The sequence below is a fragment of the Microvirga rosea genome (genome assembly GCF_020595095.1).
Lineage (GTDB): Bacteria > Pseudomonadota > Alphaproteobacteria > Rhizobiales > Beijerinckiaceae > Microvirga > Microvirga rosea.
The window spans coordinates 286027-312737 of sequence record NZ_JAJDOP010000001.1 but is presented as its reverse complement, the minus strand read 5'-3'; the positions used below and the strand labels follow the sequence as shown (position 1 = coordinate 312737).

Annotated in this window: 26 protein-coding genes; 14 read left to right on the top strand and 12 right to left on the bottom strand. The window is 64.9% G+C overall.

Features of this window, described 5'->3' with window-relative positions:
* The first annotated feature begins 33 nt into the window (after positions 1-33).
* The 3 genes from hemE to rho all read left to right on the top strand — a co-directional run bounded on the left by hemE (position 34) and on the right by rho (position 2999).
* On the top strand, positions 34-1077 hold the full coding sequence (hemE, locus tag LJD17_RS01475) for a uroporphyrinogen decarboxylase (RefSeq protein WP_227382160.1): 1044 nt from the start codon (positions 34-36) through the stop codon (positions 1075-1077).
* 16 nt (positions 1078-1093) lie between these two features.
* Positions 1094-1519 carry a protoporphyrinogen oxidase HemJ gene (gene hemJ, locus LJD17_RS01470; protein WP_227382158.1) on the top strand — a complete coding sequence of 142 codons (426 nt, stop codon included), beginning with the start codon at positions 1094-1096 and terminating at the stop codon, positions 1517-1519.
* A gap of 214 nt (positions 1520-1733) precedes the next feature.
* A complete protein-coding gene (gene rho, locus LJD17_RS01465; RefSeq protein WP_227382156.1) occupies positions 1734-2999 on the top strand; it encodes a transcription termination factor Rho in 1266 nt (421 codons plus the stop codon).
* Between the two features lie 97 nt (positions 3000-3096).
* Here the strand turns inward: rho and LJD17_RS23950 are convergent, their stop codons facing one another.
* Together LJD17_RS23950 and LJD17_RS01460 are read right to left on the bottom strand one after the other, a co-directional pair.
* Positions 3097-3219: a hypothetical protein gene (locus tag LJD17_RS23950; RefSeq protein WP_264478270.1), complete on the bottom strand. Its 123-nt coding sequence runs from the start codon at positions 3217-3219 to the stop codon at positions 3097-3099.
* A gap of 83 nt (positions 3220-3302) precedes the next feature.
* Complete coding sequence (locus LJD17_RS01460) at positions 3303-5309, bottom strand: thioredoxin domain-containing protein (protein ID WP_227382153.1); 2007 nt, start codon at positions 5307-5309, stop codon at positions 3303-3305.
* A gap of 96 nt (positions 5310-5405) precedes the next feature.
* Between LJD17_RS01460 and mnmE the strand changes: the two genes are divergently transcribed.
* The 5 genes from mnmE to LJD17_RS01435 all read left to right on the top strand — a co-directional run bounded on the left by mnmE (position 5406) and on the right by LJD17_RS01435 (position 11163).
* Complete coding sequence (gene mnmE, locus LJD17_RS01455) at positions 5406-6713, top strand: tRNA uridine-5-carboxymethylaminomethyl(34) synthesis GTPase MnmE (protein WP_227382151.1); 1308 nt, start codon at positions 5406-5408, stop codon at positions 6711-6713.
* A 190-nt stretch (positions 6714-6903) separates the two neighbouring features.
* Positions 6904-8790 carry a tRNA uridine-5-carboxymethylaminomethyl(34) synthesis enzyme MnmG gene (gene mnmG, locus LJD17_RS01450; protein ID WP_227382149.1) on the top strand — a complete coding sequence of 629 codons (1887 nt, stop codon included), beginning with the start codon at positions 6904-6906 and terminating at the stop codon, positions 8788-8790.
* The gene (gene rsmG, locus LJD17_RS01445) at positions 8781-9419 is read left to right on the top strand and encodes a 16S rRNA (guanine(527)-N(7))-methyltransferase RsmG (RefSeq protein ID WP_227382147.1); all 639 of its coding nucleotides are present in this window, start codon (positions 8781-8783) and stop codon (positions 9417-9419) included. Before mnmG ends, rsmG begins: the two co-directional genes overlap by 10 nt.
* Complete coding sequence (locus LJD17_RS01440; protein ID WP_227382145.1) at positions 9416-10255, top strand: ParA family protein; 840 nt, start codon at positions 9416-9418, stop codon at positions 10253-10255. The genes rsmG and LJD17_RS01440 overlap by 4 nt, the downstream gene beginning before the upstream one ends.
* 23 nt (positions 10256-10278) lie before the next feature.
* Positions 10279-11163 carry a ParB/RepB/Spo0J family partition protein gene (locus LJD17_RS01435; protein ID WP_227382143.1) on the top strand — a complete coding sequence of 295 codons (885 nt, stop codon included), beginning with the start codon at positions 10279-10281 and terminating at the stop codon, positions 11161-11163.
* 43 nt (positions 11164-11206) lie between these two features.
* On the opposite strand, the gene holA is transcribed toward LJD17_RS01435, so the two are convergent.
* Genes holA through leuS form a run of 3 tightly spaced genes read right to left on the bottom strand, consistent with a single transcriptional unit; the run spans position 11207 to position 15373 of the window.
* Positions 11207-12226 (bottom strand): DNA polymerase III subunit delta, encoded by a 1020-nt coding sequence (holA, locus tag LJD17_RS01430; protein WP_227382141.1) that lies wholly within the window; start codon positions 12224-12226, stop codon positions 11207-11209.
* Between the two features lie 5 nt (positions 12227-12231).
* The gene (gene lptE / locus LJD17_RS01425) at positions 12232-12768 is read right to left on the bottom strand and encodes an LPS assembly lipoprotein LptE (protein WP_227382139.1); all 537 of its coding nucleotides are present in this window, start codon (positions 12766-12768) and stop codon (positions 12232-12234) included.
* Entirely contained in the window at positions 12755-15373 is a 2619-nt protein-coding gene (leuS, locus tag LJD17_RS01420) for a leucine--tRNA ligase (RefSeq protein WP_227382891.1), read from the bottom strand. The genes lptE and leuS overlap by 14 nt, the downstream gene beginning before the upstream one ends.
* Positions 15374-15497: 124 nt before the next feature.
* Between leuS and LJD17_RS01415 the strand changes: the two genes are divergently transcribed.
* Positions 15498-16199, top strand: coding sequence for a YggS family pyridoxal phosphate-dependent enzyme (locus LJD17_RS01415; RefSeq protein WP_227382137.1), 702 nt, complete (start codon positions 15498-15500; stop codon positions 16197-16199).
* Here the strand turns inward: LJD17_RS01415 and LJD17_RS01410 are convergent.
* A complete protein-coding gene (locus LJD17_RS01410; RefSeq protein ID WP_227382135.1) occupies positions 16196-17122 on the bottom strand; it encodes a LysR substrate-binding domain-containing protein in 927 nt (308 codons plus the stop codon). The genes LJD17_RS01415 and LJD17_RS01410 overlap by 4 nt on opposite strands.
* Before the next feature lie 102 nt (positions 17123-17224).
* On the opposite strand from LJD17_RS01410, the gene LJD17_RS01405 reads away from it, so the two are divergent.
* A complete protein-coding gene (locus LJD17_RS01405; RefSeq protein WP_227382133.1) occupies positions 17225-17416 on the top strand; it encodes a hypothetical protein in 192 nt (63 codons plus the stop codon).
* Between the two features lie 478 nt (positions 17417-17894).
* A complete protein-coding gene (locus LJD17_RS01400) occupies positions 17895-19412 on the top strand; it encodes an ABC-F family ATP-binding cassette domain-containing protein (RefSeq protein ID WP_227382131.1) in 1518 nt (505 codons plus the stop codon).
* Between the two features lie 35 nt (positions 19413-19447).
* Here LJD17_RS01400 and LJD17_RS01395 read toward each other — a convergent pair whose 3' ends face one another.
* Positions 19448-19645, bottom strand: a complete 198-nt coding sequence (locus LJD17_RS01395) for a YqaE/Pmp3 family membrane protein (protein ID WP_227382129.1) — start codon at positions 19643-19645, stop codon at positions 19448-19450.
* Positions 19646-19772: 127 nt separating this feature from the next.
* Positions 19773-20306, bottom strand: a complete 534-nt coding sequence (locus tag LJD17_RS01390; protein ID WP_227382126.1) for a L,D-transpeptidase family protein — start codon at positions 20304-20306, stop codon at positions 19773-19775.
* Positions 20307-20429: 123 nt separating this feature from the next.
* Here LJD17_RS01390 and LJD17_RS01385 point away from each other — a divergent pair, with 123 nt between their 5' ends.
* Together LJD17_RS01385 and LJD17_RS01380 are read left to right on the top strand one after the other, a co-directional pair.
* Positions 20430-21116, top strand: a complete 687-nt coding sequence (locus LJD17_RS01385; RefSeq protein WP_227382124.1) for a response regulator transcription factor — start codon at positions 20430-20432, stop codon at positions 21114-21116.
* 1 nt (position 21117) lies between these two features.
* A complete protein-coding gene (locus LJD17_RS01380) occupies positions 21118-21603 on the top strand; it encodes a cyclic nucleotide-binding domain-containing protein (protein WP_227382122.1) in 486 nt (161 codons plus the stop codon).
* A 10-nt stretch (positions 21604-21613) separates the two neighbouring features.
* Here LJD17_RS01380 and LJD17_RS01375 read toward each other — a convergent pair whose 3' ends face one another.
* On the bottom strand, positions 21614-23326 hold the full coding sequence (locus LJD17_RS01375; protein WP_227382120.1) for a methyl-accepting chemotaxis protein: 1713 nt from the start codon (positions 23324-23326) through the stop codon (positions 21614-21616).
* A gap of 164 nt (positions 23327-23490) precedes the next feature.
* On the opposite strand from LJD17_RS01375, the gene LJD17_RS01370 reads away from it, so the two are divergent.
* Positions 23491-23901 carry an NUDIX hydrolase gene (locus tag LJD17_RS01370; protein ID WP_227382118.1) on the top strand — a complete coding sequence of 137 codons (411 nt, stop codon included), beginning with the start codon at positions 23491-23493 and terminating at the stop codon, positions 23899-23901.
* A gap of 10 nt (positions 23902-23911) precedes the next feature.
* Here the strand turns inward: LJD17_RS01370 and xth are convergent, their stop codons facing one another.
* The 3 genes from xth to LJD17_RS01355 all read right to left on the bottom strand — a co-directional run bounded on the left by xth (position 23912) and on the right by LJD17_RS01355 (position 26692).
* Positions 23912-24724: an exodeoxyribonuclease III gene (gene xth, locus LJD17_RS01365; protein ID WP_227382116.1), complete on the bottom strand. Its 813-nt coding sequence runs from the start codon at positions 24722-24724 to the stop codon at positions 23912-23914.
* Between the two features lie 106 nt (positions 24725-24830).
* Positions 24831-25631, bottom strand: a complete 801-nt coding sequence (locus tag LJD17_RS01360; RefSeq protein WP_227382114.1) for a class I SAM-dependent methyltransferase — start codon at positions 25629-25631, stop codon at positions 24831-24833.
* 56 nt (positions 25632-25687) lie between these two features.
* Positions 25688-26692, bottom strand: coding sequence for an outer-membrane lipoprotein carrier protein LolA (locus LJD17_RS01355; protein WP_227382112.1), 1005 nt, complete (start codon positions 26690-26692; stop codon positions 25688-25690).
* Positions 26693-26711: the final 19 nt, after the last annotated feature.

The window sequence follows — 26711 nt, the reverse complement described above, 5'->3', positions numbered from 1 at the left end:
CGATTCTAAGAATTTAATTTTAAGAGAGGCCTTGTGAGCGAGCGTCCTACCAAAGCGATCCTGCGTGTTCTCGAAGGCGAACCGGTCTGGCCCTTGCCGATCTGGATCATGCGTCAGGCGGGCCGCTACCTTCCCGAATACCGGGAGACCCGGAAGCAGGCAGGGTCGTTTCTCGATCTTTGCTACACACCGAGGCTTGCAGAGGAAGTCACCCTTCAGCCGATCCGCCGCTTCGGCTTCGATGCGTCGATCCTGTTCTCCGACATCCTGGTCATTCCCCATGCCCTCGGGCAGGACGTCAGGTTCGTCGAGAACGAGGGCCCGAAGCTCGACCCGATCACCACCGAGGCGGATCTTTCGCGGCTTGCTGACGACCTTCCGCTGTCGCGGCTGGAGCCGGTCTTCGAGACCCTGGACCGGCTCACCCGGTCCCTTCCGCCGGAGACGACCCTTCTGGGCTTCTGCGGGGCGCCCTGGACGGTGGCGAGCTACATGATCGCCGGCAAGGGCACGCCGGACCAAGCGCCGGCCCGGCTGACCGCCTACCGCGATCCGGCCTTCATGGACCGGCTCATCGATATCCTGGTCCGGGCCTCGACCGCCTATCTGATCCGCCAGATCGACGCGGGCGCCGAGGCGGTGCAGATTTTCGAGAGCTTCGGGGCGGCGCTTCCCCCGGCTCTGTTCGACCGCTTGTCCCTCGACCCGATCCGCCGCATGGTGTCCGGACTGAAGGAGGCACGGCCGCAAGCCAAGGCGATCGTTTTCGTCCGCGGCGGCGGTGCCCATCTTCACCGTTTCGCCTCGGCCGGGGTCGGCGACGCGCTCGCGCTCGACTGGACGCTCGATCCGGCGATGATCCTGCCGCATCTGCCGGGGCAGGTCGCAACGCAAGGAAACCTCGATCCGTTGGCGTTGATCGCGGGCGGCGAGCCGCTGCAGCGCGGGGTGGATCACATCCTGTCATCCGTGCGGGGCAGGCCGCATATCTTCAATCTCGGGCATGGGATCCTGCCCGAAACACCCATCGACCACGTGGCCGAACTGATTGCCCGCGTGCGCGGCACTGCCGCTTGAGAGGACAGGGACAACCATGGCCTATCTGTGGATCAAGGCGTTTCACGTGATCGCCGTCATCAGCTGGATGGCCGGTATGCTCTACCTGCCCCGGTTGTTCGTCTACCATTGCGACGTCCCCAAGGACTCGATCCAATCCGAGACCTTCAAGATCATGGAGCGCCGTCTCCTGAAGGCGATCATCAATCCGGCGATGGTCGTCACCTGGATCCTCGGTCTCATCCTGGTCTGGCAGGGGGGGTGGATGACCTCCGGCTGGTTCCACGCCAAATTCCTGCTCGTGCTGATTTTGTCGGGCGTTCACGGATTCCTGTCGAAGACGGTAAAAATCTTCGCCGCGGACCAAAATCAGCGCCCGGCCAAATTCTACAGGATGATCAACGAGATCCCGACCGTCCTGATGATCGGCATCGTCATCCTGGTGATCGTGAAACCGTTCTAAATCTTCCGGTTTAGTCCCTCATGGGGCTTGAGGCGGAGACGGAAAAAGGTTAGATAAGAGTTCTCTTCCCCTTCAAGACAGGTTGCGCTGCACCGGGCCTTCAGGCTCTTCAAGTCGCGGTTCGTGAACTGGGTGGCCCTGTCGAACGTTCCCCTTAATCTCCCCACGCGCTCAGGTGACCTGACCGCGAACCCTACCCCGAGAGTGTTCCCCGATGAGGGAAATCAAACTTCAAGATCTGAAATCCAAGACCCCGACCGAGCTGATCGCCTTCGCGGAGGAGCTTGAGGTCGAGAACGCGAGCACGATGCGCAAGCAGGAGCTCATGTTCGCCATCCTCAAGCAGCTTGCCGCCCGTGAGGTCGAGATCATCGGCGCCGGTGTCGTCGAGGTGCTGCAGGACGGATTCGGCTTTCTTCGCTCCGCCGATTCCAATTACCTGCCGGGCCCGGACGACATCTACGTCTCCCCGTCCCAGATCCGCCGTTTCGGCCTGCGCACCGGCGACACGGTGGACGGCCCGATTCGCGGCCCCAAGGAAGGCGAGCGTTATTTCGCGCTGCTCAAGGTCAACACCATCAATTTCGAGGATCCCGAGAAGATCCGGCACAAGGTGCATTTCGACAACCTGACGCCGCTCTTCCCGTCCGAGCGCTTCAAGCTCGAGATCGACGATCCGACCCGCAAGGATTTTTCCTCCCGTATCATCGACATCGTGTCGCCGATCGGCAAGGGCCAGCGCGCCCTGATCGTCGCGCCTCCCCGCACGGGTAAGACCGTGCTGATGCAGAACGTGGCGCAGTCGATCACCACGAACCATCCGGAATGCTACCTGATCGTGCTGCTCATCGACGAGCGGCCCGAAGAGGTGACCGACATGCAGCGCTCGGTGAAGGGCGAGGTCGTCGCCTCCACCTTCGACGAGCCGGCCTCCCGTCACGTGCAGGTCGCCGAGATGGTGATCGAGAAGGCGAAGCGCCTCGTGGAGCACGGCCGCGACGTGGTAATCCTGCTCGACTCGATCACCCGCCTGGGCCGGGCCTACAACACGGTGGTGCCGTCCTCCGGCAAGGTGCTCACCGGTGGTGTCGACGCCAATGCCCTGCAGCGCCCGAAGCGCTTCTTCGGCGCCGCGCGCAACATCGAGGAAGGCGGCTCGCTCACCATTATCGCCACGGCGCTGATCGACACCGGCTCGCGCATGGACGAGGTGATCTTCGAAGAGTTCAAGGGCACCGGTAACTCGGAAATCATTCTGGACCGCAAGGTCGCCGACAAGCGCACCTTCCCGGCCATCGACATCACCCGCTCCGGCACCCGCAAGGAGGAGCTGCTGGTTCCGGCCGACACCCTCAAGAAGATGTACGTGCTCCGGCGCATCCTCAATCCGATGGGAACCGTGGACGCGATCGAGTTCCTGCTCGACAAGCTGCGGCAGACCAAGTCGAACGCCGAGTTCTTCGATTCCATGAATACCTGACCGGGGACCCCGGTCATCGAATCCCCGGCGCTTCATCCCATCCAAGACCATGCCCCGCCCTCGGTACACGAGGGTGGGGTTTTTCATGGTCGAGACCTTACGATCCCAGAACGCCCATCAGCCAGAGCAGCAGAACGGTCAGGACGGCGGAAACCAGGACGGATCCGAGGCAGCCGAGCCGGTTCGAGAAAAAGAAGAACATCATTCGATCCTCGAGCACCCGACTCTCGTGCCCCCCATGGAGAGGACCGATAGGACCGGGCCGTCCTGGCCGGTGAACATCCGCAAAGGCTCCGCCTTGCGTCAGGTCCGGAGGGTGAACTCCCTTGCCTCGGCAACCAGGGCGTCCGGGTCCCGGACCGGAAGCGAGCAGCGCATGCCAGCGCAGATCAGGGCCTGCGGACCGTCACTGGAAGCCGCAAGGGCCTGCGCCGGATGATCGGGTTCCAAGGCTTCGCCCGAGCGCAGCACATGAATGTTGCGTTCCAGGTACGGCAGGCGAAGAGCGGCCTCCCGCAGGGCCTCCGATCCTTCGCCGGTCACCAGGATGCTCAAGCCGCGCAGATGAAGGTCGAGGGCATTGAGGATCGACGTATGCCCGAGGGGGGCTTCCCGGGCGATTGCCGCCAGCCTCGTCAGCACCGCTTCCGCCCTGTCCCGATCGGCGCTCGTGCCCGTGATCTGCGCCAGGCGGACCAGCGCTTCCGCGAAGACGCCGTTGGCGTTGGGCACGGCGTCGTCATGGCTCGGCTGCGGCCTGACCACGAGGGGGTCCGCCCCTTTGGCGGTCATGGCCAAGCGGCCGGTTTCCGGTACCATGAATTCCTCGCTCAGGATGTCGCGCCAGCCGACGGCATCGGTGAGGTAGGTGTTTTCACCGGTCGCCTCGAACAGCGCCAGCGCCGCGCGCATCATGGCCGCGTGGTCGAGGGCGAAGCCGGGATAGATCAGGGAGCCACCGCGCCAGGAATGGCCGAGGCGCCCGTCGCGGCTCATGGTCTCGCGGATGAACCGGTAGGCCCGCTGCGCCGGCTGCAGCCAATCCGTCCGATCGAGGAGGGGGGCTGCCCGCACAAGAGCCGCGATCATCAGCCCGTTCCAGTCGGCCAGCACCTTGTCGTCGAGGCCCGGGCGAACCCGGGTTGCCCGGCGCTCGAGGAGCTTGTCGCGCAGGGGAGCCAGCCGTTCCTCGACGGCGGGCGGCGCTTCCTCCGACACGAGGCGGTTGAGGATCACATGCCCTTCCCAGTTCCCCTCGGCGGTGGCGTCATAGACCTTGGCGAAAAGATCCGCATCGTCGCCCAGCACCTCCCGGATCTCGTCCAGGGTCCAGACGTAGAATCGGCCCTCCTCGCCCTCGGAATCCGCATCGAGACTTGCGGCGAAGGCACCGTCCGGGGTCACCATCTCCCGCTCGAGCCAGGCGACGATGCCGTGCGCGGCGTCCCGAAAAAGGGCCCGGCCGGTTTCCGCATAGGCGAGGGCATAGAGCTCCAGAAGCTGTGCGTTGTCGTAGAGCATCTTCTCGAAATGCGGCACGAGCCAGCGGTCGTCGACCGCATAGCGGGCAAATCCGCCGCCGAGATGATCGTGGATGCCCCCGAGCGCCATGTGTTCGAGAGAGAGATGAAAGCTGTGCCGAGCTTGGTGGTTGCCGCTCCGGTGGGCATAGCGCAGCAGATATTCGAGGATCGGCGGGTTCGGGAATTTCGGTGCCCCCTGAAGGCCGCCGTTCACCGGATCCATCACGCCCACGAGGCGGGATCCGAGCTGGTCGAGATCGGCGAGGGTCAGTCCCTCCCCGCCGGCTTCCGCGCTCTGCGCCAGATGCTCCTTCAAGGCCGTTGCGTTCTTGGCCACCCGCTCCGGCTCCGCCCGATAGATCCGGGCGATCTCCCGCATGACCTGGACGAAGCCGGGACGACCGAAGCGAGGCTCCTTCGGAAAATAGGTGCCGCCCCAGAAAGGCTCGCCTTGCGGGGTCAGGAACATGGTGAGCGGCCAGCCGCCCTGCTCGCCGAGAAGGTGGAGGGCGCTCATGTAGATGTGGTCGACGTCGGGCCGCTCTTCCCGGTCGATCTTGATATTGATGAAAAGCTCGTTCATGACCGCAGCGACCGCAGGGTCCTCGAAGCTCTCATGCGCCATCACGTGGCACCAGTGGCAGGCGGCATAGCCGATGGAGATCAGTACGGGTCGCCCGAGGCGGGTCGCCTCCGCAAAAGCCTCCGGCCCCCATTCCCACCAATGGACAGGATTGTCCTTGTGTTGGAGGAGATAGGGAGAGCTGGCGTCTTTCAGGCGGTTCATGAGGGTCTCTCCACGGATCTTGGGCGGCCAGGATCGGTTTGGCTTAAACCGGCAGCCCGAGACTTAAAGCGTTAGCGTCCACCAAGGTTCATGCGCATGCGTTCCGACGATACCATCTTTGCTCCGGCATCCGGTTATGGACGCGCCGCCATCAGCGTGGTCCGGATCAGCGGTCCGCAAAGTCGATTCATTCTCGAAACGATGGCCGGCGGTGTGCCGGCGCCGCGGCGGCTGGTGCTGCGGACCCTGCGCGACCCGGCGAACGGCATGCCCTTGGACGAGGCCCTGATCGCCTGGATGCCCGGCCCCGAGAGTTTTACCGGAGAGGATCAGGCGGAGCTTCATATCCATGGCGGTCTGGCGACCCGGGCGGCGGTGCTCAAGGCCCTCGGCTCCATGAAGGATTCCCGTGCGGCCGAGGCCGGAGAATTCACCCGGCGCGCTTTTCTCAATGGGCGCATGGATCTGAGCCGGGTGGAGGGACTCGCCGATCTCATCGACGCGGAAACCGAGGCGCAACGGCGGCAGGCGCTGTCCCAGCTCGAGGGGCATCTCGGCCGAACCGCCGAGGGTTGGCGCGAGGATATTCTGCGGGCTCTCGCGCTTTTGGAGGCGAGCCTCGATTTCTCGGACGAGGGCGATGTTCCGGAGGATCTCGAGCGGGATGTGGCGCAGCGGCTCGAGACGCTCCACCGGTCCTTGGAGACCACCCTTGCCAACCGGAGCGGCGAGCGGCTGCGGGACGGTTTGACGGTTGTGCTGGCCGGTCCGCCCAATGCGGGCAAGTCCACGTTGCTCAATGCTCTGGCGCGGCGGGACGTGGCCATCGTGTCGCCGATCGCCGGAACGACCCGGGACGTTCTGGAGGTTCACTGCGACCTTCAGGGTCTTCCGGTTGTGATCGTGGATACGGCGGGATTGCGGGATAGCGTCGATCTTGTGGAGCAGGAGGGTGTGTCCCGCGCCCGCGCCCGCGCCGAGAAGGCCGATCTGGTGCTCTGGCTTGTTCCGCCCGAGGGTGCCGAGGTGCCGCCGGCGGCGCGGCAGGTGCTGCGTGTCGGGACCAAGGCGGATTTGAATCGGAACCGTCACGATTGCGACCTCATGATTTCCGCGACGAGCGGGGAGGGGATGGCGGAGCTGATCGCGCGTCTCGCGGAGACGGCGGAGGCCAGCATGGGCCAGGCGGATCCCCTTCTGACGCGGGAGCGGCATCGGCGCGCCATGGAACGGGCCCATCGGGGTGTCGGTTCGGCGATCGGCTTGCTCAAAATCCGTGGGCCGGTGGAACTGGTAGCCGAAGAGGTACGTCTGGCGGCGCGGGCCTTGGGGGAAATTACCGGCCGGGTCGATGTGGAAGATGTGCTCGACCGGCTGTTTTCGAGCTTCTGCATCGGAAAATAGCGCTTGGAAACCATGATGTGTGGTCGTGCGGTGGTCCAAAAGACCTCTTGGAGAATCGGCTGAAAACTGGTCTGAGAACCTGTGGGTAGCCTGTGAGCGGCTGTGAACGGCGGCCGATGTTTCACGTGAAACAATTTGCCCTTTTGACCTTCGGTTTCGAACGTCCTACAGGCCAGCTCCGGAGAAGGACATGACTCGACCTTTCGATGTAATCGTTGTCGGCGGAGGCCACGCAGGAGCGGAGGCCGCGGCTGCGGCTGCCCGCATGGGTGCCCGGACGGCTCTCGTCACGCATAAGCTGGCGACAATCGGGGCGATGTCCTGCAACCCCGCCATCGGGGGTCTCGGCAAAGGTCATCTGGTCCGTGAGATCGACGCCCTCGACGGCGTCATGGGCCGGGTGGCCGATCGGGCCGGAATCCAGTTCCGTCTGCTGAACCGCCGCAAGGGCCCGGCCGTCCGTGGGCCACGGACGCAGGCGGACCGCAAGCTTTATGCCCGCGCCATGCAGGCGGAACTCCTGGCGACCCCGAACCTGACGATCGTCGAAGGGGAGGTGGACGATCTTCTGATCGTCGAAGGGCGCGTGGCCAGCGTCGCCCTCGCCGACGGGCGGGTTCTGGCCACTGGGGCCGTGGTGCTGACCACCGGCACGTTCCTGTCCGGGTTGATCCATATCGGCGAACGCAAGATCCCGGCCGGTCGTATGGGCGAGCGCCCGTCCCTCGGATTACCGAAGACGTTTGCCCGGCTGGGCTTTGCCCTGGGACGTTTGAAAACCGGAACGCCGCCGCGCCTCGATGGTCGGACCATCGACTGGGCCTCGGTGGACAAGCAGGCCGCGGATGACGAGCCGGTTCCATTCTCGGCCCTGACGACCCGCATTACCACCCCGCAGATCGAATGCGGCATTACCCGCACGACTGCGGCGGGCCATGCGCTGATCCGGGCGAATTTGCACCGGGCGCCGATGTATTCTGGCGACATCCAGAGCACGGGACCGCGCTATTGCCCGTCGATCGAGGACAAGGTCGTGCGGTTCGGTGACCGGGACGGCCATCAGATTTTTCTCGAGCCGGAAGGCCTGGACGACATCACTGTTTATCCCAACGGGATATCCACCTCCTTGCCGGAGGACGTACAGGTCGGACTCCTGGCGGCAATCCCCGGTCTGGAGCGCGTGCGGATGCTCCAGCCGGGTTACGCGATCGAGTACGATTACGTGGATCCGCGCAGTCTGAATGCGGGACTTGAGACCAAGGCGGTGGCAGGGTTGTTCCTGGCGGGACAGATCAATGGCACCACCGGGTATGAAGAAGCCGCCGCGCAAGGCCTGGTGGCGGGCATCAACGCGGCCCGGCGCGCTGCCGGGCAGGACGCCGTGGTGTTCGACCGGGCGGAGTCCTATATCGGCGTCCTGGTGGACGATCTGATTACCCGAGGGGTGAGCGAGCCCTACCGGATGTTCACGTCCCGCTCCGAGTATCGGCTCAGCCTGCGGATCGACAATGCCGACGAGCGGCTGACCGGCAAGGGGCTGGAGATCGGGTGTGTAGGCAGCCGCCGCGAGGAGCATTTCCGGGCGAGTCGTGAAGAGCTTCGGCGCACGGCGGAGCAGCTTCAGGCATTGAGCATTACGCCCGTCGAGGCGGCCCGTCGCGGGCTGGAGCTGAACCAGGACGGGATTCGGCGCAGCGCCTTTCAACTCCTGTCCTATCCGCTCATCGGGTGGTCGGAGCTGATCGCCCTCTGGCCGGAGCTCTCCTGCGTGCCGTCGACGGTTCGGGAACGCCTTGAGACCGATGCCACCTATGCGGTTTATCTCGACCGGCAGAAGGCCGATATCGCGGCCTATCGCCGAGATGAAGGGATCGTTCTGGAAGACGGTTTCGACTTCCAGGCGCTCTCCGGGTTGTCCAACGAGATCAAGGCCAAGCTCGCCCGTGTCCGGCCTCGGACGCTGGGGCAGGCGGCGCGCATCGAGGGCGTTACGCCGGCGGCGCTGACGCTCCTGGCGGCTCATGCCAAGCGGGCGTCGGCCCGCGCCGCAATGGCGGAGTCGGAGGCATGGCAGTGACCGCATCCGGCGCCCAGGAAGCTCTCAGGCTCTTCGATGTTTCACGTGAAACATCGGACAAGCTCGCCATGCTGGAAAGCGAGCTGAGGCGTTGGCAAGCGATCAAGAACCTGGTCGGGCCCGGTACCCTGGACCGGATCTGGGACAGGCACATCGTCGATTCGCTTCAACTCCTGTCCCTGGCGCCCCATGCCCGAACCTGGCTCGACCTCGGATCGGGGGCAGGCTTTCCGGGTCTGGTTCTGGCCATTGCCGGGATCGAACAGGGCCTCGAGGTCCATCTCGTCGAGAGCAATTCCCGCAAATGCGCTTTCCTCCGGCATATCGTCCGCCTGTCCGGCGCCAAGGCCAAGGTTCATGAGGCGCGGCTGGAAACGGTTGTTCCCACATTTGTCGGCAAGACCGATGTGGTGTCGGCGCGGGCGCTCGCGGCCCTCGATCAGCTTTTGGACTGGACATCGCCTTTGTTGAAAGCGGGGACAATCGGCCTCTTCCCCAAGGGCCGGGACGTCGAGGTTGAATTGACCCAAGCACGAAAATCATGGAAGTTCGATCTGGATATCCTGCCCAGCCGAACCGATTCCGAGGCCAGGATCCTTCGCATTTCCTCCATTGAGAGCCTGTCATGACCAGCGACCGCAGCGGATCCGACCTGGGAACGCAACCGGCCCAGCCACGGGTTTTGGTCCTCGCCAATCAAAAGGGTGGAGTCGGCAAGACGACCACCGCCATCAATCTCGGCACCGCTCTCGCGGCGATCGGCGAGAAGGTGCTGATCATCGATCTCGACCCTCAGGGTAATGCCTCGACCGGTTTGGGGATCGACCGCAAGAGCCGGAGCGTCTCGACCTATCACGTGCTGACGGGGGAAGTGTCCCTGGAGAGCGCCATCACCGAGACCGTCGTGCCTCGTCTGTTCGTCGCGCCGTCAACCCTGGACCTTCTGGGCGTCGAATTGGAGATCGCGAGCGAGCGGGACCGGGCGCACCGGCTCCGCAGTGCTATTAGAACATTGATGACGTCTGAGGTAAGCGATCCATTTACCTATGTGCTGATCGATTGCCCACCTTCGCTTAATCTTCTGACCATCAATGCCTTAACGGCTGCTGACGCCGTTCTGGTCCCGCTCCAATGCGAATTTTTCGCGCTGGAAGGCCTCAGCCAGCTTCTGAAGACCGTCGAGCAGGTCCGTTCCGCCCTCAACCCGCAACTGACCATCCATGGGGTCGTGCTGACCATGTTCGACCCGCGCAACAACCTGTCGGGACAGGTCGTGGCCGACGTGCGGCAGTTCATGGGCAACAAGGTTTATGAAACCATGATCCCACGGAACGTGCGCGTGTCCGAAGCACCGTCCCACGGGAAGCCGGTCCTCCTCTACGATCTCAAATGCGCTGGCTCGCAGGCCTATCTGCGCCTGGCTTCCGAAATCATCCAACGCGAGCGCGCCCTGCGCGCCGCCTGAACCAAGAACCTGAAGAGGGCATCATGGCCGAAGAAACGAAGCCGCGCTTGGGACGAGGACTTGCCGCCCTGATCGGCGAGGTCGGGGACGAGATCGGCGTTGTCGAACGCGGGCGTGGCCAGCGTAAGGTGCCGGTTGCGTTCCTGCGGCCCAACCCGCGCAACCCGCGTAAGCATTTCGCGGACAGCGAGCTTCAGGAGTTGTCGCAATCGATCAAGGATCGCGGCATCATCCAGCCCATCGTGGTCCGGGCCGTTCCGAAGACGCCCGACGCCTATGAGATCGTGGCCGGCGAGCGCCGCTGGCGCGCCGCCCAGGTCGCGGGACTTCACGATGTGCCGGTGGTCGTGGTCGACATCGACGACAAGACATCCCTGGAATACGCGATTCTTGAAAACGTCCAGCGCGCCGATCTCAACCCGATCGAAGAAGCACAAGGCTATTCGCGCCTGATGGCCGAGTTTTCGTACACGCAGGACAAGTTGTCCAAAGTCATCGGCAAGAGCCGCAGCCACATCGCCAACATGATGCGGCTGAGCGATCTGCCGGAGCCGGTGAAGACGCTTCTGGTCAGCCGCCAGATCACCGCCGGCCACGGCAGGGCTCTTCTGGCCGTGAAGGACCCGGTCGCCACCGCCAAGAAAATCCTGGACCAGGGCTTGAGCGTCCGGCAGGTGGAGGAGATCGCGCAGACCGATCAATCGACGCCGGCGAAGCTCGAAACGAAGACCGCCAAGGTCAAGCCCGAGAAGGATCCCGACACCCGCGCCCTCGAGCGCGCCTTGCAGGATGTTCTCGGCCTCACGGTCGCCATCGATCACAAGGGCCAAGGGGGCGAGCTGCGCATCCGTTACAAGACCCTCGAGCAGCTCGATGGTTTGTGCCGCCGGCTCAATCCGGCCGGGTAGGGGCGGCTGACGCCGACCGTGTCCGAGCGCCCGCAACGAAGCCTCAGCGGCGCGCGGCCCGGGCGATATCGAGGAGAGTCTTGGCGGTCACCACATGGTCGAGGCCGGACAGGCGACGGGTATCCAGCAGAGCGGCCTGAAGCTGGGCAATCGCCTGCTTGAGGCTTTCCGAGGTCCAGCGCTGCAGGTGGCGCTCGACCAGGGGCTTGCGGCGAAAATGCAGGCTGCGCATGCCTTCGACCACGGCGCTGGCCGGTTTTCCGTCCTCGATACTCAGGCGGGCCGTCAGAAGCATCAAGGCATGGCGCAGGGCCGCCCCGAGAACGGTCGAGGCGCTGACGCCCTCCGCCGCCAGACGCCGCGAGCCGGTTTCCAGGTCGGTTCCCTGGCCGGCGAAAGCCGCATCCACCACCGCATCCATGGCGAGGCTCGACACGTCGCTGAGGATCGCGTCCACGTCCTCAAGGGTGATCTCGCGCTTGCCGTGGGCGTAGAGCATCAGCTTCGCCAATTCGCCGCGGGTGGCGAGCCGGTCGCCGCCGAGGCTGGCCAGAAGAACTGTCCGGGCGTCCCGGCCGATCGTGAAGCCCCCGCTCTTCAGGGCATCGTCCACCACCGTTCCGAGGTCGCGGCCCGAATCCGCATAGCAGGGCAGAGCAAGGGCGTTCTGCGATTTCTCGCAAAGGGTACGCAACGGGGCGGATTTGGCGAGATCGCCGCCTTCGATGACGATGACCGTGTCCTGTGGCTTTCCTTTCAGGACGAGATCCACCGCAGGCGCAAGATTGCGCGACGTGGCCTTGATCCAGAGGGCCCGCTTGCCGCCGAACAGCCCCATCGTCCCGGCTTCGTCCGCGAGGCGCGCCGGATCGGCGGCAATGTCGTCGCCGTCGAGGCGGATGAGCTGAAACGGATCGGCCGGATCCTCGACCGAGCGCTCCGCCAAGGCGCGCGCCCGCTCGTTGATGAGGCCCACGTCCGGGCCATAGAACAGGAAGACCCCGATGCCCGGATTGGGGCGCCGGAGAACTCCCTCCACATCGCCGGCCTTGATCGCCACCATGGCCGTCAGCTGGCCGTCGCCAGCTCCATGGCGAGTCTGGTCTTGACCTGATCCGCAAGCGCTTTCGCGAGCCTGATCTCCGCATCGCGCGCGGCGCGGACGGTGGCGAAGCGCTGCGGGAAGCGCTCATAGGTGGCGTAGGACGTGGCCGTGCCGGTCGTCAGGGTCTTCGAGCCGTCCTTGGTCGTGAGCGTGTAGGTCAGGTTGCCCACGATGGTGGCCGTCTGCGCCCGTCCGGTCACGGTGTCGACGATGGGCGTCTGAATGGACTGGCCGAGCGACAGCGCCAGCACATAACGCTTCGGAAGATCCTGTCCCGAGCCGTTGAGGGCGTAGATGATCTCGCTGCGCAGGTAATGCCCCACCCGGGCCTGCTGGTCGGCCCATTTCAGCTCCGGCACCTCGATGGAGGCGAGAACGGTCTGAAGCGATTCGCCCGAGGCTGTCGGGCCATAGAGAGGACGGAAACAGGCGGACAGGCCGAGAGTCAGGCCTGCCACGACAGCGAGACGGGCAAGGCCCTTCAGGTTAAGCGACGACATTCACGATCCTCTGTGGGACGACGATGATCTTGCGGGCGGACTTGCCCTCCATAGCCTTTTGCACGGCGTCGAGCGAGAGCACGGCCGCTTCGATGGAGGCCTGATCGGCATCGCGCGCAATCGTCACGTCGGCGCGCTTCTTGCCGTTGACCTGCACCGGCAGGGTGATCGTTTCCTCGACGAGAAGCGCACGCTCCACATCGGGCCACGCAGCCTCTGCGACGAGGCCGGTTTCTCCCAGCGTCGCCCAGCATTCCTCCGCCAGATGCGGCATCATCGGCGCCAGGAGCTGAACGAAGATCCGGGCCGCTTCCCGGAACGCTCCCGACAGGCCCAGTTCCTCGGCGGCTTTCGCCCGGGTGAGCATATCCTGCAAGGTGTTGGCGAACTCGTAGAGATGGGCGACGCAGCGGTTGAAGCGCAGGCGTTCCACATCCTCTTCCACCGCGGCCAAGGCCTTGTGAGCGGCCTTGCGGACCGCCTGCCCCAAGGGACCTTCGGCGGCTGCTCCGTCCGGCGCGGCCCGGTCCGCCAGTTCCGAGATCAGGCGCCAGACGCGCTGAACGAAACGCGCGGCGCCCTGCACGCCTTCTTCCGTCCAGATCACGTCGCGTTCCGGCGGTGAATCCGAGAGCATGAACCAGCGGGCGGTGTCGGCTCCGTAGGAGGCGATGATCTCGTCCGGATCCACCGTGTTCTTCTTCGACTTCGACATCTTTTCGATGGAGCCGATCTCGACCGGTGCGCCGGTATTCACGTCGAAGGCGCGGCGGGTGCCGCCTTCGCTCTCGATGCGCACGTCGCTGGGCAGCACCCAGGCGCCGGCCTGATCCTTATAGGTCTCGTGCACCACCATGCCTTGCGTGAACAGGCCGTCAAACGGCTCGTCGAGCCCCGCATGGCCGGTCCGCGACATGGCGCGGGTGAAGAAGCGCGAATAAAGCAGGTGCAGGATCGCGTGCTCGATGCCGCCGATATACTGATCCACCGGCAGCCAGCGATCGACCACCGCCTTGTCGGTCGGCCGATCCGTCAGGGTCGGATCGGTGAAGCGCGCGAAGTACCAGGACGAATCCACGAAGGTGTCCATGGTGTCGGTCTCGCGCCGTCCCTTCCCGCCGCATTGCGGGCAATCCACATGCTTCCATGTGGGGTGCCGGTCGAGCGGATTGCCGGGCACGTCGAAGGACACGTCCTCCGGCAAGGTCACCGGCAGCTGGTTCTTCGGGACCGGCACGATGCCGCAGGCATCGCAATGGATCACCGGAATGGGACAGCCCCAATAGCGCTGGCGCGAGATGCCCCAGTCGCGCAGGCGGAAATTCACCTTGCGCTCGGCCACCGGCCGGTTGTTGCGTGTCTGGCTTTCCAGCCGGCGGGCAACTTCTTCCTTCGCTTCCGGAATGGTCATTCCGTCGAGGAAGCGGGAATGAATCAACCGGCCGTCGCCGTCATAAGCCGTATCGGTGATGACGAAGCTCTCCGGATCCACATCGGGCGGACAGACCACGGGCGTGTTGCCCAGGCCGTACTTGTTGACGAAATCCAGGTCGCGCTGGTCGTGCGCGGGACAGCCGAAGATGGCGCCCGTGCCGTATTCCATCAGGATGAAGTTCGCCACGTAGACCGGCAGGGTCCAGCTCGGATCGAACGGATGCTCCGCCCGGATCCCGGTATCGAAGCCGAGCTTCTCGGCCTTGTCGATCGCTTCCTGCGCGGTGCCCAGATGCTTGCATTCCTCGATGAAGGCGGCGAGCTCCGGGTTCTTATCGGCCGCGGCCTTCGCCAGCGGATGGTCGGGCGCCACCGCCATGAACTTCGCGCCGAAGAGCGTGTCGGGACGCGTGGTATAGATTTCGAGCTCCGTTTCGCCGTTCGGCGCCGTTTCGGGACGCAGGGCGAAGCGGACCAGCAGCCCTTCCGAGCGACCGATCCAGTTGCGCTGCATCAGGCGCACCTTTTCGGGCCAACGGTCGAGGGTATCGAGCCGGCTGTTCAGGTCTTCGGCGAAATCGGTGATCTTCAGGAACCACTGGGTCAGCTCGCGCTGCTCGACCAGGGCGCCCGAACGCCAGCCGCGCCCGTCGATCACCTGCTCGTTGGCGAGCACCGTGTGATCCACCGGATCCCAGTTCACCTTGGCGGTCTTGCGATCGACGAGGCCCGCTTCCAGGAAATCCAGGAACATGCGCTGCTGGTGCTTGTAGTAGCTCGGATCGCAGGTCGCGATCTCGCGGCTCCAGTCGAGGGACAGGCCCATGGATTGCAGCTGGCCGCGCATGGTGGCGATATTCGCGTAGGTCCATTCCTTGGGGTGGACCTTGTTCTGCATGGCGGCGTTCTCGGCCGGCATGCCGAAGGCGTCCCAGCCCATGGGATGGAGAACGTTGAAGCCCCTGGCGCGCTTGTAGCGGGCCACCACGTCGCCCATCGTATAGTTGCGCACGTGGCCCATATGGATGCGCCCCGACGGATAGGGGAACATCTCGAGCACGTAGTATTTCGGGCGCGGATCTTCGTTCCGGGTCCTGAACAGATCGCGGTCGTTCCAGACCTTCCGCCATTTCGGTTCGGCTTCCTTGGCGTTGTAGCGCTCCGGCCTCATTTTTCTCGTCACACCGTCATTCATGAAAGACGCGGCTTGCGCCGCAGGGTTGGGGCGGACTAGGACACAGCTCATCCGCGCGGTCAACGGCTTCGCGCGCGGGAATGCCGTGCAGAGGACTCATATGAGCGACACCACCCCCGTCGAGCACTTGAAAGAGGTCCGGGCGAACATCGCCCGCGCCGCCGCCGATTACGGCCGTGATCCGTCCTCGGTGACCCTCGTGGCCGTGTCCAAGACCTTTCCGGCCGAGGATATCGCGCCGGTCCTGGCCGCAGGCCAGCGGATCTTCGGCGAGAACTACGTTCAGGAAGCCAAGGCCAAGTGGCCCGCATTGCGGGAGGCCTATCCGGATGCCGAACTGCACCTCATCGGTCCGCTGCAATCCAACAAGGCCAAGGAAGCGGTTCAGCTCTTCGACGTGATCCATACTGTCGATCGTCCGTCCCTGGCCGAAGCCCTGGCGAAGGAAATCGCCAAGCAGGGACGCACTCCCCGCCTTCTGGTCCAGGTGAACACCGGGGAAGAGCCGCAGAAGGGCGGGGTCGCACCCGCAGAAGTGGACGCGTTCATCGAGGCCTGCCGCACGAAATACGGCCTGACCATTGAGGGCCTGATGTGCATCCCGCCCGCCGAGGACCCGCCCTCGCCGCATTTCGCGCTCCTCAACGCCATCGCGAAGCGCAACGATCTCAAAGTGCTCTCCATGGGCATGAGCGCCGATTACGATGCGGCGATCCAGATGGGCGCCACCCATGTTCGGGTCGGCAGCGCGATTTTCGGGATGCGTCCGAAGCCGGCTGCTTCATCCGGAGAGGCCGGCTAGATCGCCATTTCTGGAACTGCAATGCTCCGCGGGATGTCCGCCTGCGGCCTCCTTGCCTCCTCCGCCAGCCACTCTCCAAAAGCACGGGCCAGCGGCGAGTCGCGCTCCGGGTCGGGCTGGACGAAGACGTAAGCCTCTCCGGGCACGACCCTATCGACAAAGGGCGCCACGAGGCGCCCGAGCGCCAAGTCATCTTCGATCATCGTCAGATCCGCCATGGCGATGCCGCGGCCGGCTTCCGCCGCACGCAAGGCAAGATCGAGCATGTCGAAGGTTTCTCCCCGGTCGACGCTGAAAGGCTCGCCGCCCCATGCCCTCGCCCACCGCAGCCAATCGCCTCCCGGGCAGGAGCAGTGGAGGAGGGGCGCGCGTCCGAGATCCGCTGTCGATCGTGTCAGGGGCCACGTCTCGAGAAGCCGGGGAGAACAGACCGGCGTCAGCCGTTCGACCATCAGAGGCGTGATGCACTTCGACGGCCAGGTACCGGGGCCGCAGCGAATGCCGACGTCGTGCGTGAGGGTATCGGGTCGGATGTCATGCCACGTGATGTTGATTTCCACTTTCCAGCCGGGATGAAGGGCCTCGAAGCGGGGAAGACGCGGCATCAGCCAGCGGATGCCGAATGTGGGCGGCGAGCGAACCGTCAGGCGCTCGGCCGGCCTGGTCAGCCGCTCGACTCCCGATGCCAGCAGCCCGAACACGTCCCGCAAGGTGGCCGCCAGCTCCTGTCCTTTGGCGGTGAGAACCAGACCCCGGTGGACGCGCCTGAACAGGGGAAGGCCCAGCTCCGTCTCCAGAAGCCGGACCTGCCGGCTCACGGCGCTTTCGGTCACGCAAAGCTCGCGCGCCGCCGCGTTCATGCCGCCGAGGCGAGCGACGGCCTCGAAGGTCTTGAGGGCGTTGAGGGAGGGAAGGCGGGACATCGCATCACATGAGTTTTTCTCAAGCTACAGGAGAGCATAAACCGTTTGAAGCTCCGGTAAACATGCGAAGAATGGATAACCTCCGATAACAGGAGGTTCAGTATGAAACGGGTTGGAGGATGGGCGGTCCTGAGATCCCGCTGGCGCCATATTCACGAAGTCCGGGCAGCCGACCGGAAGCAACGGCGCCTGCGCCGGGACCTGGAGCGACTTCTTTCGGCCGGCGATCACCTCATCCGTGACATCGGCCTCGATCCTCGCCTCGTTCGTCAATGGCTCCGGAATGATGGATAAAGAATCCGTCGGCATGATCGGCGCTGTCCGCAGAGGATTATTCGCGCATGAGCGAACGTGATCTTGCCTGGCCGGACCCAACGAACCTCACGCCGAGCGGAAAGCCCATCGCGTCCCTTTCATCATTTCGTCCGTCGTGACGAACTTGCCTATCCGCAGGCCAGCCGCTAAGGTCCGGCCGATCCGCCACACCAACCACAGGAGGGCTGCATGTGTGAAGCGATGCATCTACGCATGTTCGGCCCCTGGCAGGCCCTGCAGCAGCTTGTTGCAGGGCGGACCACGACACGGATCTGACGGGACACTTTTGATCGTCATGCATGTCGCCGACATGCGTCCCAGGACATCCGCTCATTCTGGTCAGCTCTGAACGGCTTTTTCCGCGCCCGAGGCTTTCAACGAAGCCGGCGCGACCAATGCTTCGTTCATGCTTTCGCGCCGGCTCATGCCGCCGCGCCGACTCAAATGAGATACGATCATGGGCTCCATCAGCCTTCGCAATGTTGCCGTCCTCACGCCGGCTCCCCTGTTCCGCAACCTGACCCTCACCATCACCGAGCGCGAACGCGTCGGTATCGTGGCCGGCAACGGATCGGGAAAAACGACCCTTCTTCGCTGCCTCGCAGGCCTCGCCGAACCGACGGAAGGCGACATCGTCCATTCGCGCGGACTTAAAATCGGCTTCGTGACCCAAAACGTCCCGGAGACTCTGCTCGACATGACGCTTCACGACGCCGTCATGAGCGGCCTCGCGCCTGCCGATCGTGACGGCAACGAATGGCGTGCGGACATCATCCTCGACGATTTCGAAGCCCCGGACGCCATGCGTCAACAGCCCCTCCGCGCCCTGAGCGGCGGCTGGCAACGACTGGCGCTGATCGCCCGCACCTGGATCGGCGAACCGGACGCGCTGCTTCTGGACGAGCCGACCAATCATCTCGATCTTGAAAAGCTGTTTCTTCTCGAACGCTGGATCAGGGAAACCGCGGGCCAGATTCCGGTGGTGATCGCCAGTCACGACCGGGACTTTCTCGACGGCTGCACCACCAAGACTCTGTTTCTGCGCCCTGAAACCTCGGTCATGTTCGCCCATCCGTTCGGTCGCGCCCGGCCGCTCCTTGCGGATCAGGATGCGGCGCAGGCGAACCGGAACGAAAAGGACAAACGGGAGATCAGGCGGCTGCGCGACAATGCGGGCGAGCTGCGCAACGTGGGCATCAACAGCGGCAGCGATCTGGCGCTCACAAAGGCGAAGCAGCTCAAGAAGAGAGCCGATGCGCTGGAAGAAGGATTGCAGAGCCTGCATCAGGACCGGCCCGGCGAGGTGAAGCTCGCCACGCGCGGCTCCCATGCGCGGGTGCTTCTGACGATTGCGAATCTCACGGTCACGAAGCCCGGCGGCGAGCCCCTGTTCGTCGTTCCCAAACTCGAAGTGGCGCAAGGGGATCGCATCGTCATCCTCGGCCGCAACGGTGTCGGCAAGTCGCAGTTCGTGCGGCTGTTGAACGAGGCCGTCCGCAACCCCGACAAGCATCCTGCCGTTCGGGTCAGCCCGACCGTCGTTCTCGGCTATACGGACCAGGACCTGTCGCAGATTCCCGCGAAGGAAACGCCGCTCGGTTTCATCCTGTCGGCTTTCCGGCTGGGAGATCAGCGCAGCAAGGCGCTGCTGGCGGGCGCGGGCTTTTCCATCGAGCAGCAGCAGCGTCCGGTCGGCGTCATGTCACCGGGCCAGCGGGCGCGGCTCGGGCTCCTGGCCCTGCGCCTGACGGAGCCCAACGTTTATCTGATGGACGAACCCACGAACCACGTGGACATCCCCGGCCGGGAAGCGCTGGAGAACGAGATCCTCGCGACGAACGCCACCGGTCTTCTGGTCTCGCACGATCGGCGGTTCATCGAGACCATCGGGACGCGCTTCCTGCTGATCGAAGGCGGCAAGGCGAGGGAGATTTCGTCTCCGAACCAGTTCTACGCAGCTCTCGGGGCCGCGTAGACGTCATGAGGTGCGGGCGCGGCCGTCAAACGGTTCTAGCGCCCGCCCTGCCGCAGAGCCGCGGCGATCTTCTTGTCGGTGTTGTACTGGCTGAGCGCGTAAACCGCCCAAAACGCCGCCGGAAGCCAGCCGATGATGGTGACTTGCAGGATCAGGCAGATCAGTCCCGCGAACGGCCGGCCGATGGTGAAGAAGGTCAGCCAGGGAAGGATCAAGGCAATCAGGAGGCGCATTCAGGTTCAGCCTTTCATGGGATGCCTCCTGAAGATAGGAACGGCCCAGCCTTCTTTCAAAGCGCCGAGATCGTGCCGGGCGGCAGGAGAGACGTTTCGGCTTCACGGCGCTCCAGGCCTCATGGCCTCAGTCGCGGATCGCGATCCGCGTGCGAGGTCCGATGCGTTCCAGAAGACGGCGGATCATGTTCGGGTGAACCGCCACGCAGCCCTCCGTGGGCGTGAAGCCGGGACGGGCGAGATGGAGAAAGATGGCGCTGCCGCGCCCGCGCCGGATCGGACCCCGATTCCAGGCGATGTCGAGAACCACGTCGTAAAGATGATCCTCGCGCCACATCTTCTCGTGGCTCGTCGGGCAGGGAAGGGGGACGAGCCGGTTGTAGCGCCGGTCCCTGGGATCGTCCGACCAGCCGTCCTGCCGCCGCAGGGGGCGCAGCTTCAGGCCCGACCTGGGCCGTGGTCCGTGATCGGCGCGGTAAAACCCTTGCAAGAGAGCGAACCGTCCAACCGGCGACGCGCCATCCCCTTCGCGTTTCGTCCGGCTGGTTCCGGACCGGCCGAGGGCGCAGGGAAGAACCAGGTTTCCGGCCTGCAACCGCCCACGGCGATGATCGAGGGGTGAGCGGCGGACGACGATGAGGTTGACGCGGGTGCGCTTCATGGGCAGTGGAAGGGGCAGGCCTGCCCCTTGTTGTCAAGTCGGGAATGACTAGTCTAAGGGCAAGGCTCACCATCCGCAAAAGCGGACGTGCCTTCCGTCGCGTGATCCGCCAAAGGGTTTGACATGTCGAATGCCAGCCGTCTCCTCGTCGTCGACGACGATCAGGATCTGCGCGACACGCTTGTCGAGCAGCTTGGTCTCTATGATGAATTTCACGTCGTGACGGCGGCGAGCGCAACCGAGGCCATGCAGGCGGCCAAAACCGGCCGGATCGACCTCGTCATCATGGATGTGGGACTGCCCGACATGGATGGGCGCGAAGCCGTCAAGGTCATGCGCCAGGAGGGTTTTCGCAGCCCCATCATCATGCTCACCGCGCAAGGGTCCGACAGCGACACCGTGATGGGCCTCGAAGCGGGCGCCAACGATTACGTGGTCAAGCCGTTCAAGTTCGCCGTGCTGCTCGCCCGCATCCGGGCGCAGCTTCGCCAGTACGAGGCCAGCGAGGACGCGGTTTTCCAGATCGGTCCCTACACGTTCCGCCCGGGCTCGAAGCTTCTCACCAACGACAAAGGGTCCAAGCTCAAGCTGACCGAAAAGGAAACCGCCATCCTGCGCTATCTCTACCGCGCGGGTCAGGCGGTGGTCGGTCGCGAGACCCTGCTGGCCGAGGTCTGGGGATACAATTCCAACGTGACCACCCACACCCTCGAAACCCACATCTACCGGCTCCGCCAGAAGATCGAGACCGACCCGTCCCATTCCCGCATTCTCGTGACCGAGCCCGGCGGCTACAAGTTGATTCCTTGAGATGGCGCTCGAAGACGATATCGCCATCCTGTCCAGCGCGCCCTTGTTCAGCCTTCTCGAACGGGATGCCTTGCGGCTGGTGGCTTTCGCGGCCGAAAGCCGGAGCCTGCGCGAGGGCGACACCCTGTTCCGGAAGGGGGATCGCTCGGACGGAGGATACGTGGTGAGCCGGGGCGCCGTTGCGCTCGATGCCGGGGAAGACGGCGCGGCGGCGGATTTCGTCGCCGGGCCTGGAGCCCTGATCGGCCAGGCTGCCCTGTTCACCCGCATCGAGCGGCCGGCGACCGCAACCGCCCGCGAACCGTCGACGGTCATCCGCGTGAGCCCGAGCCTGATGCGGCGGGTGCTCGAGGAATTTCCGGCCGCCGCGGTGGCGATGCACGACGCCATGACGCAGGAACTGATCCGGCTGACGGATGGCCTGGAGCAGGTCCGTCAACAGTTGATCGCCATTGACGGCGAGGACGACCCCGCCGCCAAAGGCTGAAGGATCGGCGTCAGGCCGCCTTCACGTCCGTGAGGAACTCCTCGACCTCGCGGCCGAGATTCTCGGCGTAGCGGGCGAGTTCCTGCGCGGCGCTCAGCACCTGGCTTGCGGCTGCGCCGGTCTCGCCTGCGCCCATCTTCACGCTTTCGATGCTTTCCGTCACCTGTCCGGTGCCGCGGGCGGCTTCCTGGACGCTGCGGGAGATCTCGCCGGTCGTCGCGCCCTGCTGCTCCATGGCGGCGGCGATGCCGGTGGAGATGTTCGAAATCTCATCGATGATCGAACGGATGCCCTGGATCGCGCCGACCGCCTCGTGAGTCGCGCCCTGAATCTGCGCGATCTGGGACCCGATTTCCTCCGTGGCCTTCGCGGTCTGGGTCGCGAGGTTCTTCACCTCGGACGCCACGACCGCGAAGCCCTTTCCGGCCTCTCCGGCACGGGCCGCCTCGATGGTGGCGTTGAGAGCCAGAAGGTTCGTCTGCGATGCGAGATCGTTGATCAGGGTGATGACGTTGCCGATCCGCTCGGCGCCGCTCGACAGGGCGTGGACGATCTCGTTGGTGCGCTTGGCGCTTTCCACGGCCTCGGAGGAAATCTGGGACGATTGGGTCACCTGACGGGCGATCTCCCGGATCGAGATCGACATCTCCTCCGTGGCGGCCGCCACGGTCTGAACATTGCCGGAGGTCTGCTCCGCCGCCGCCGCGACGCTCACCGATTCCTGGTTGGTCCGCTCGGCCGTCGCCGTCATGGTCAGGGCGGTCGCCTCCATCTCCGAAGCGGCCGCCGCGAGGCTGCGGGTCAGGGCCGACACATTGGCTTCGAACTGGCGGGTCAGATCGTCGAGCCGCAGGGCCCGGTGCATCTTCGCCTCGTTCTCGGCCGCCTGCTCGACCGCCAGGCGCTGGCGCTCGGCCGTGTTGTCACGGAACACCTCCACGGCGCGCGCCATGGCGCCCACCTCGTTCTTCCACTCGGCATAGGGCACCGCATGGGACGTATCGCCATGGGCCAGGCGCGTCATCGCCTCGGCAAGGCGGGGAATCGGCCGGAAGAGCGTGCGGGCCGTGACGATGGCCGCAAGAGCCAGAACCAGCACGGCGATCAGGGACACGAGACCCATGCGCCACATCAGGCGGTCGGCCGCAGCCGCCAGATCCGTCGTCTCGACCCCGGTTCCGAGCACGCCCAGGATCTGGCCGCTCTGGCCGAAAACCGGGAAGTTGTTCAGGAGATAGTCTTTGCCCAACACCTTGGCTTCGCCCACATAGGCCTTGCCGACCGACACGGCGGGGAAGACGGCGCCGTTGCGGTCCATCGCGGTGCCGACCGCGCGGGTGCCGTTGGGATTGCGCAGGTTCGTGGCCCGGCGGATGAAGTCGCCGCTCTTCCCGTCCTTCACGAAGAGCGTCGCGGGAGCCTGGGTCGCCTCGGCGATCCGGTCCACGAGGTCGTCGCTGTAGAACACGGCGTCGTCGTTCACCACGATCCCGACGATGGCTCCCGTCGCGTCCTTTCGGGTCGTGAGGGTGCCGACGGATCCCTGAAGAATGCCCGCGAAGGTGCGGACATTCGCCTGAAGCTGTTTCAGGGCGTCCGCTTTCACGTCCGCGCGCGTTTGAATCGACACCACGGCGAACAGGGCGGCGGCGGTGAGCACCACGAAGGCGATCATGGCCGCCATGGTGAGATGGGAGAGTTTGCGACGGGCGAAGAAGGACACGGACATTACCTTGCGTAAGAATTACTTAGCCGTCGCAAATTGTTTTTAAGAACTGGTGAATTCCTGTACGGAACCGCCCGATTTCGCAGTTGTCGGGATAGTGCTTAAGTCGCAATACATGATGTATAAGGATCAAATTCCTTTCGTCCAACTCGATTCACTTCATGACAACATCAGAGACAGCTCTTCCCATCCGCATCGTCGCGGCCGTCATCAGGGACGATCGCGGCCGTGTCCTGCTGGTGCGCAAGCGCGGAACGCAGGCTTTCATGCAACCAGGCGGCAAGCGAGAGCCCGGCGAAGACGATGCCACAGCCCTCGCCCGCGAGCTGCGGGAGGAGCTTGGCTGCCGGGTTCGGCAGGATTCCTTGCGCTTTTTGAAAAACATCACGGCTCCGGCGGCCAACGAACCGGGCCGCATGGTGGAGGCCGCTCTCTACGAGGTGGATGTCGCGGGCAAGCCGGCGGTCTCCGCCGAGATCGACGAACTGCGATGGATCGATGTCGTGCGTCCGCCGGATATCGTCCTGGCGCCGCTCACCCGCGACGAAGTCCTGCCGCTTCTTCGCGGGTGATCGTCGGCCGTCAGAGTTCCAGAACCGCCGTGACCGGCGCGTGGTCGGACGGGCGCTCCCAGCCCCGGGTTTCCTTGGTGACGTCGATGCCGCGCAGTGTGCCCGCGAGATCGCCCGAGAGCCAGATATGGTCGAGGCGGCGGCCCTTGTTGGCGGCTTCCCAGTCCGGAGAGCGGTAGCTCCACCAGGAATAGATCTTTTCCGGTTCCGGACGCAGATGCCGCATGGCGTCGGTCCAGCCGGCTTCCTGGCGCAGCTCTTCCAGGGCCTGCGTTTCCACCGGCGTGTGGCTCACCACGTCGAGGAGCTGCTTGTGGCTCCAGACATCATGCTCGAGTGGCGCCACGTTGAGGTCGCCCACGAGGATCGCCGGCGCCGCGGTGGGGCGCGAGCGGCCGCCCCAGGCTCTCAGCTCCTCCATGAACTGCAGCTTGTGGCGGAATTTCTCGTTGAGGCCAGCGTCGGGGATGTCGCCGCCCGCCGGAACATAGAAGTTGTGGATCGTGACGCCCGAAGCGGCCTTGGCCTGTGTTAGCGTGACGGTGATGTGGCGGGCGTCCTGCCGCCCACACATTTCCATGGTCGAAGTTTCGGCAAAGGGATAGCGGGACAGGATGGCGACCCCGTTATAGCCCTTCTGTCCGATATGGACCACGAACGGATAGCCGAAGGACTGGAGCTCCTTGAGGGGGAACTTGTCGTTCGGGCACTTTGTCTCCTGGAGGCACAGGACATCCGGGCGGCGCTCGTCCAGAAAGCGGCGGACCTGGTCGATCCGCAGGCGGACGGAATTGATGTTCCAGCTGGAGACGGTGAGATTCACGGCGCAAGCATCCTGTCGGCTCGGAGATATCTTCGGCTACGACAGATCAGGCCGCAAGGGAAGGGCGTCGAAGGTCGCGTTGCGCTTCCGGCAGCGGACCAGGCTCCTAGGGTTTGCGGCCGCGCAGGGCCCAGGCTCGCGACACGAGGTGAATGCTGCCGTCCGGCTGCGTCGGGAGCGTTTCCCGCAGGTGCTCCCGCAAGGCCGTGCGCGCATCCTCATCCAGGGACATGCAATAGGCCGGGGCAGGAGATTGCCCGCCGAGGAACGGGGACCAGTAATCGTCGAAATCGCCAAACACGGTCGGCACGTCGAGGGCACGGGTTTCGATGTCGATAAGGCCCGCCCCGTCGAACAGCGCCTGCAGGGCGTCCGGTCGGCAGATCGGCGCGTGCGTGGCCTCGGCCTTTTCGCGGGCGCCGGGGTTCAGCGCGACGGCCGCGTCCCAGAAGCGGCGCATCAGCTCCATCCGGCCCGCGTAATCCCAAACGTAAAGGGCGACCTCGCCGCCCGAACGGACGACCCGGACCATCTCGGCGGCGGCCCGTGGTTGGTCTGGCACGAAGTTGAGCATCAAACCCGACACCACCCGGTCGAAGGCGTTTGCCGGATAGGGGATCTCCTGCGCATCGGCCTGATGCAGCGTGGCGCCAGTCCGGCTCAGCCGTTCGCGGGCCATGTCGAGGAAGCCGGCCGAGGGGTCGATTCCCATCACACGGCCGGGCGCGCAGAAGGTCGCCACTGCCTCCGTGAGGGCGCCGGTTCCGCAACCGACATCGAGCCAGTCGAGACCGGCCGGCGCATCGAGCCATCCGAGAAAATCACGGGCGGCCAGACGGCTCCAGCGGCCCATGTAGAATTCATAAGTTTCTCCGCTGACCCAGCGGACCTTCGGCGGTTCGGTCATGGCAGGCGGCTCCGGTGCCGATCGCGCGCGTGCCGCGTGCCTTCCGGCGATACGGCTTAGCGGTTACTGCCGATGATCGGTGCATTCGGGATCCGGAACAAGCCCTGATCGATGGCGCGGCCCCGGTTCATCTTGTTGAGGGTCACGATGGTCTGATAGCCCTGCGGGTCGGTGATGCGCCACTGGGTGAGGGTCTGAACCTCCGGGTCGAAATACAGGGCGATACGCGAGGTGCCGCCGAGGGTCGAACTGTCTTCCAGGTTGATGCGCACGGAATTCGGCTCGCTGGAAATGCCCGTCACGGCGATATCCTGTCCGAGATTGACCTTCTCCCGCAGCAGGAACTTCAACGGCGTCTGCTGGATGAAATAAAGGTCCTGGGTGTTGAGCTTCTTGTCGCGGACCGCCACCGAGGTGCCGTCCGCGATCACCTCGAGGGTGGCCGGGGGGTCGAATTCGAAGCGCAGCTTGCCGGGGCGCTGGAGGTAGAGAGTGCCGCCGAGCCTGCGCCCATCGCCGCCGACTTGCGTGAAATCCGCCACGAGGGTGCTGAGACCCGTGAAATAGGCATTCGCCCGGTCCACGATCTCCCGGTTCGACAGGGGCTGCTGAACCTTCGGCATGGCGGCGGGCGTCACGGCCGCAACCACCGGCCGCGGGGCGATGTCCACGGGTGCCGCGGACGGAGCGGGGGTTTCCTTCAAGGCCACCGGGCGAACGGGGGGCGGAGGCAGGGGCGCGACCTGCGGGAAGGCGGTCGCCTCCTTCACCGGTTCGGCGGGCTTCGGGGCTTCCACCGCCGCCACGGCCGGAGCGGCGCTCGGCTCCGGCGGTTTCGGCCCGGCAGGCTTGCGGGGATGGAAGTTGGATGTCGCCGGCGGAGCCACCGTGAGCGTGAAGCCTTCAGCCGCGGAAGCGATCACGGCGGGAGCGGTCGGCGAGGTCGCCTTCGGAGGTCGGAACAGCTCGTAGGGAAGCACCTGAGCGGCAGCCGGCATCGCACCCAGACCCGCCGCAGCGGCGAGGAGTGATGCGAGGCAGATCAGGCTCGAAAGGCGCATCCGGAACGATCCTTGCATG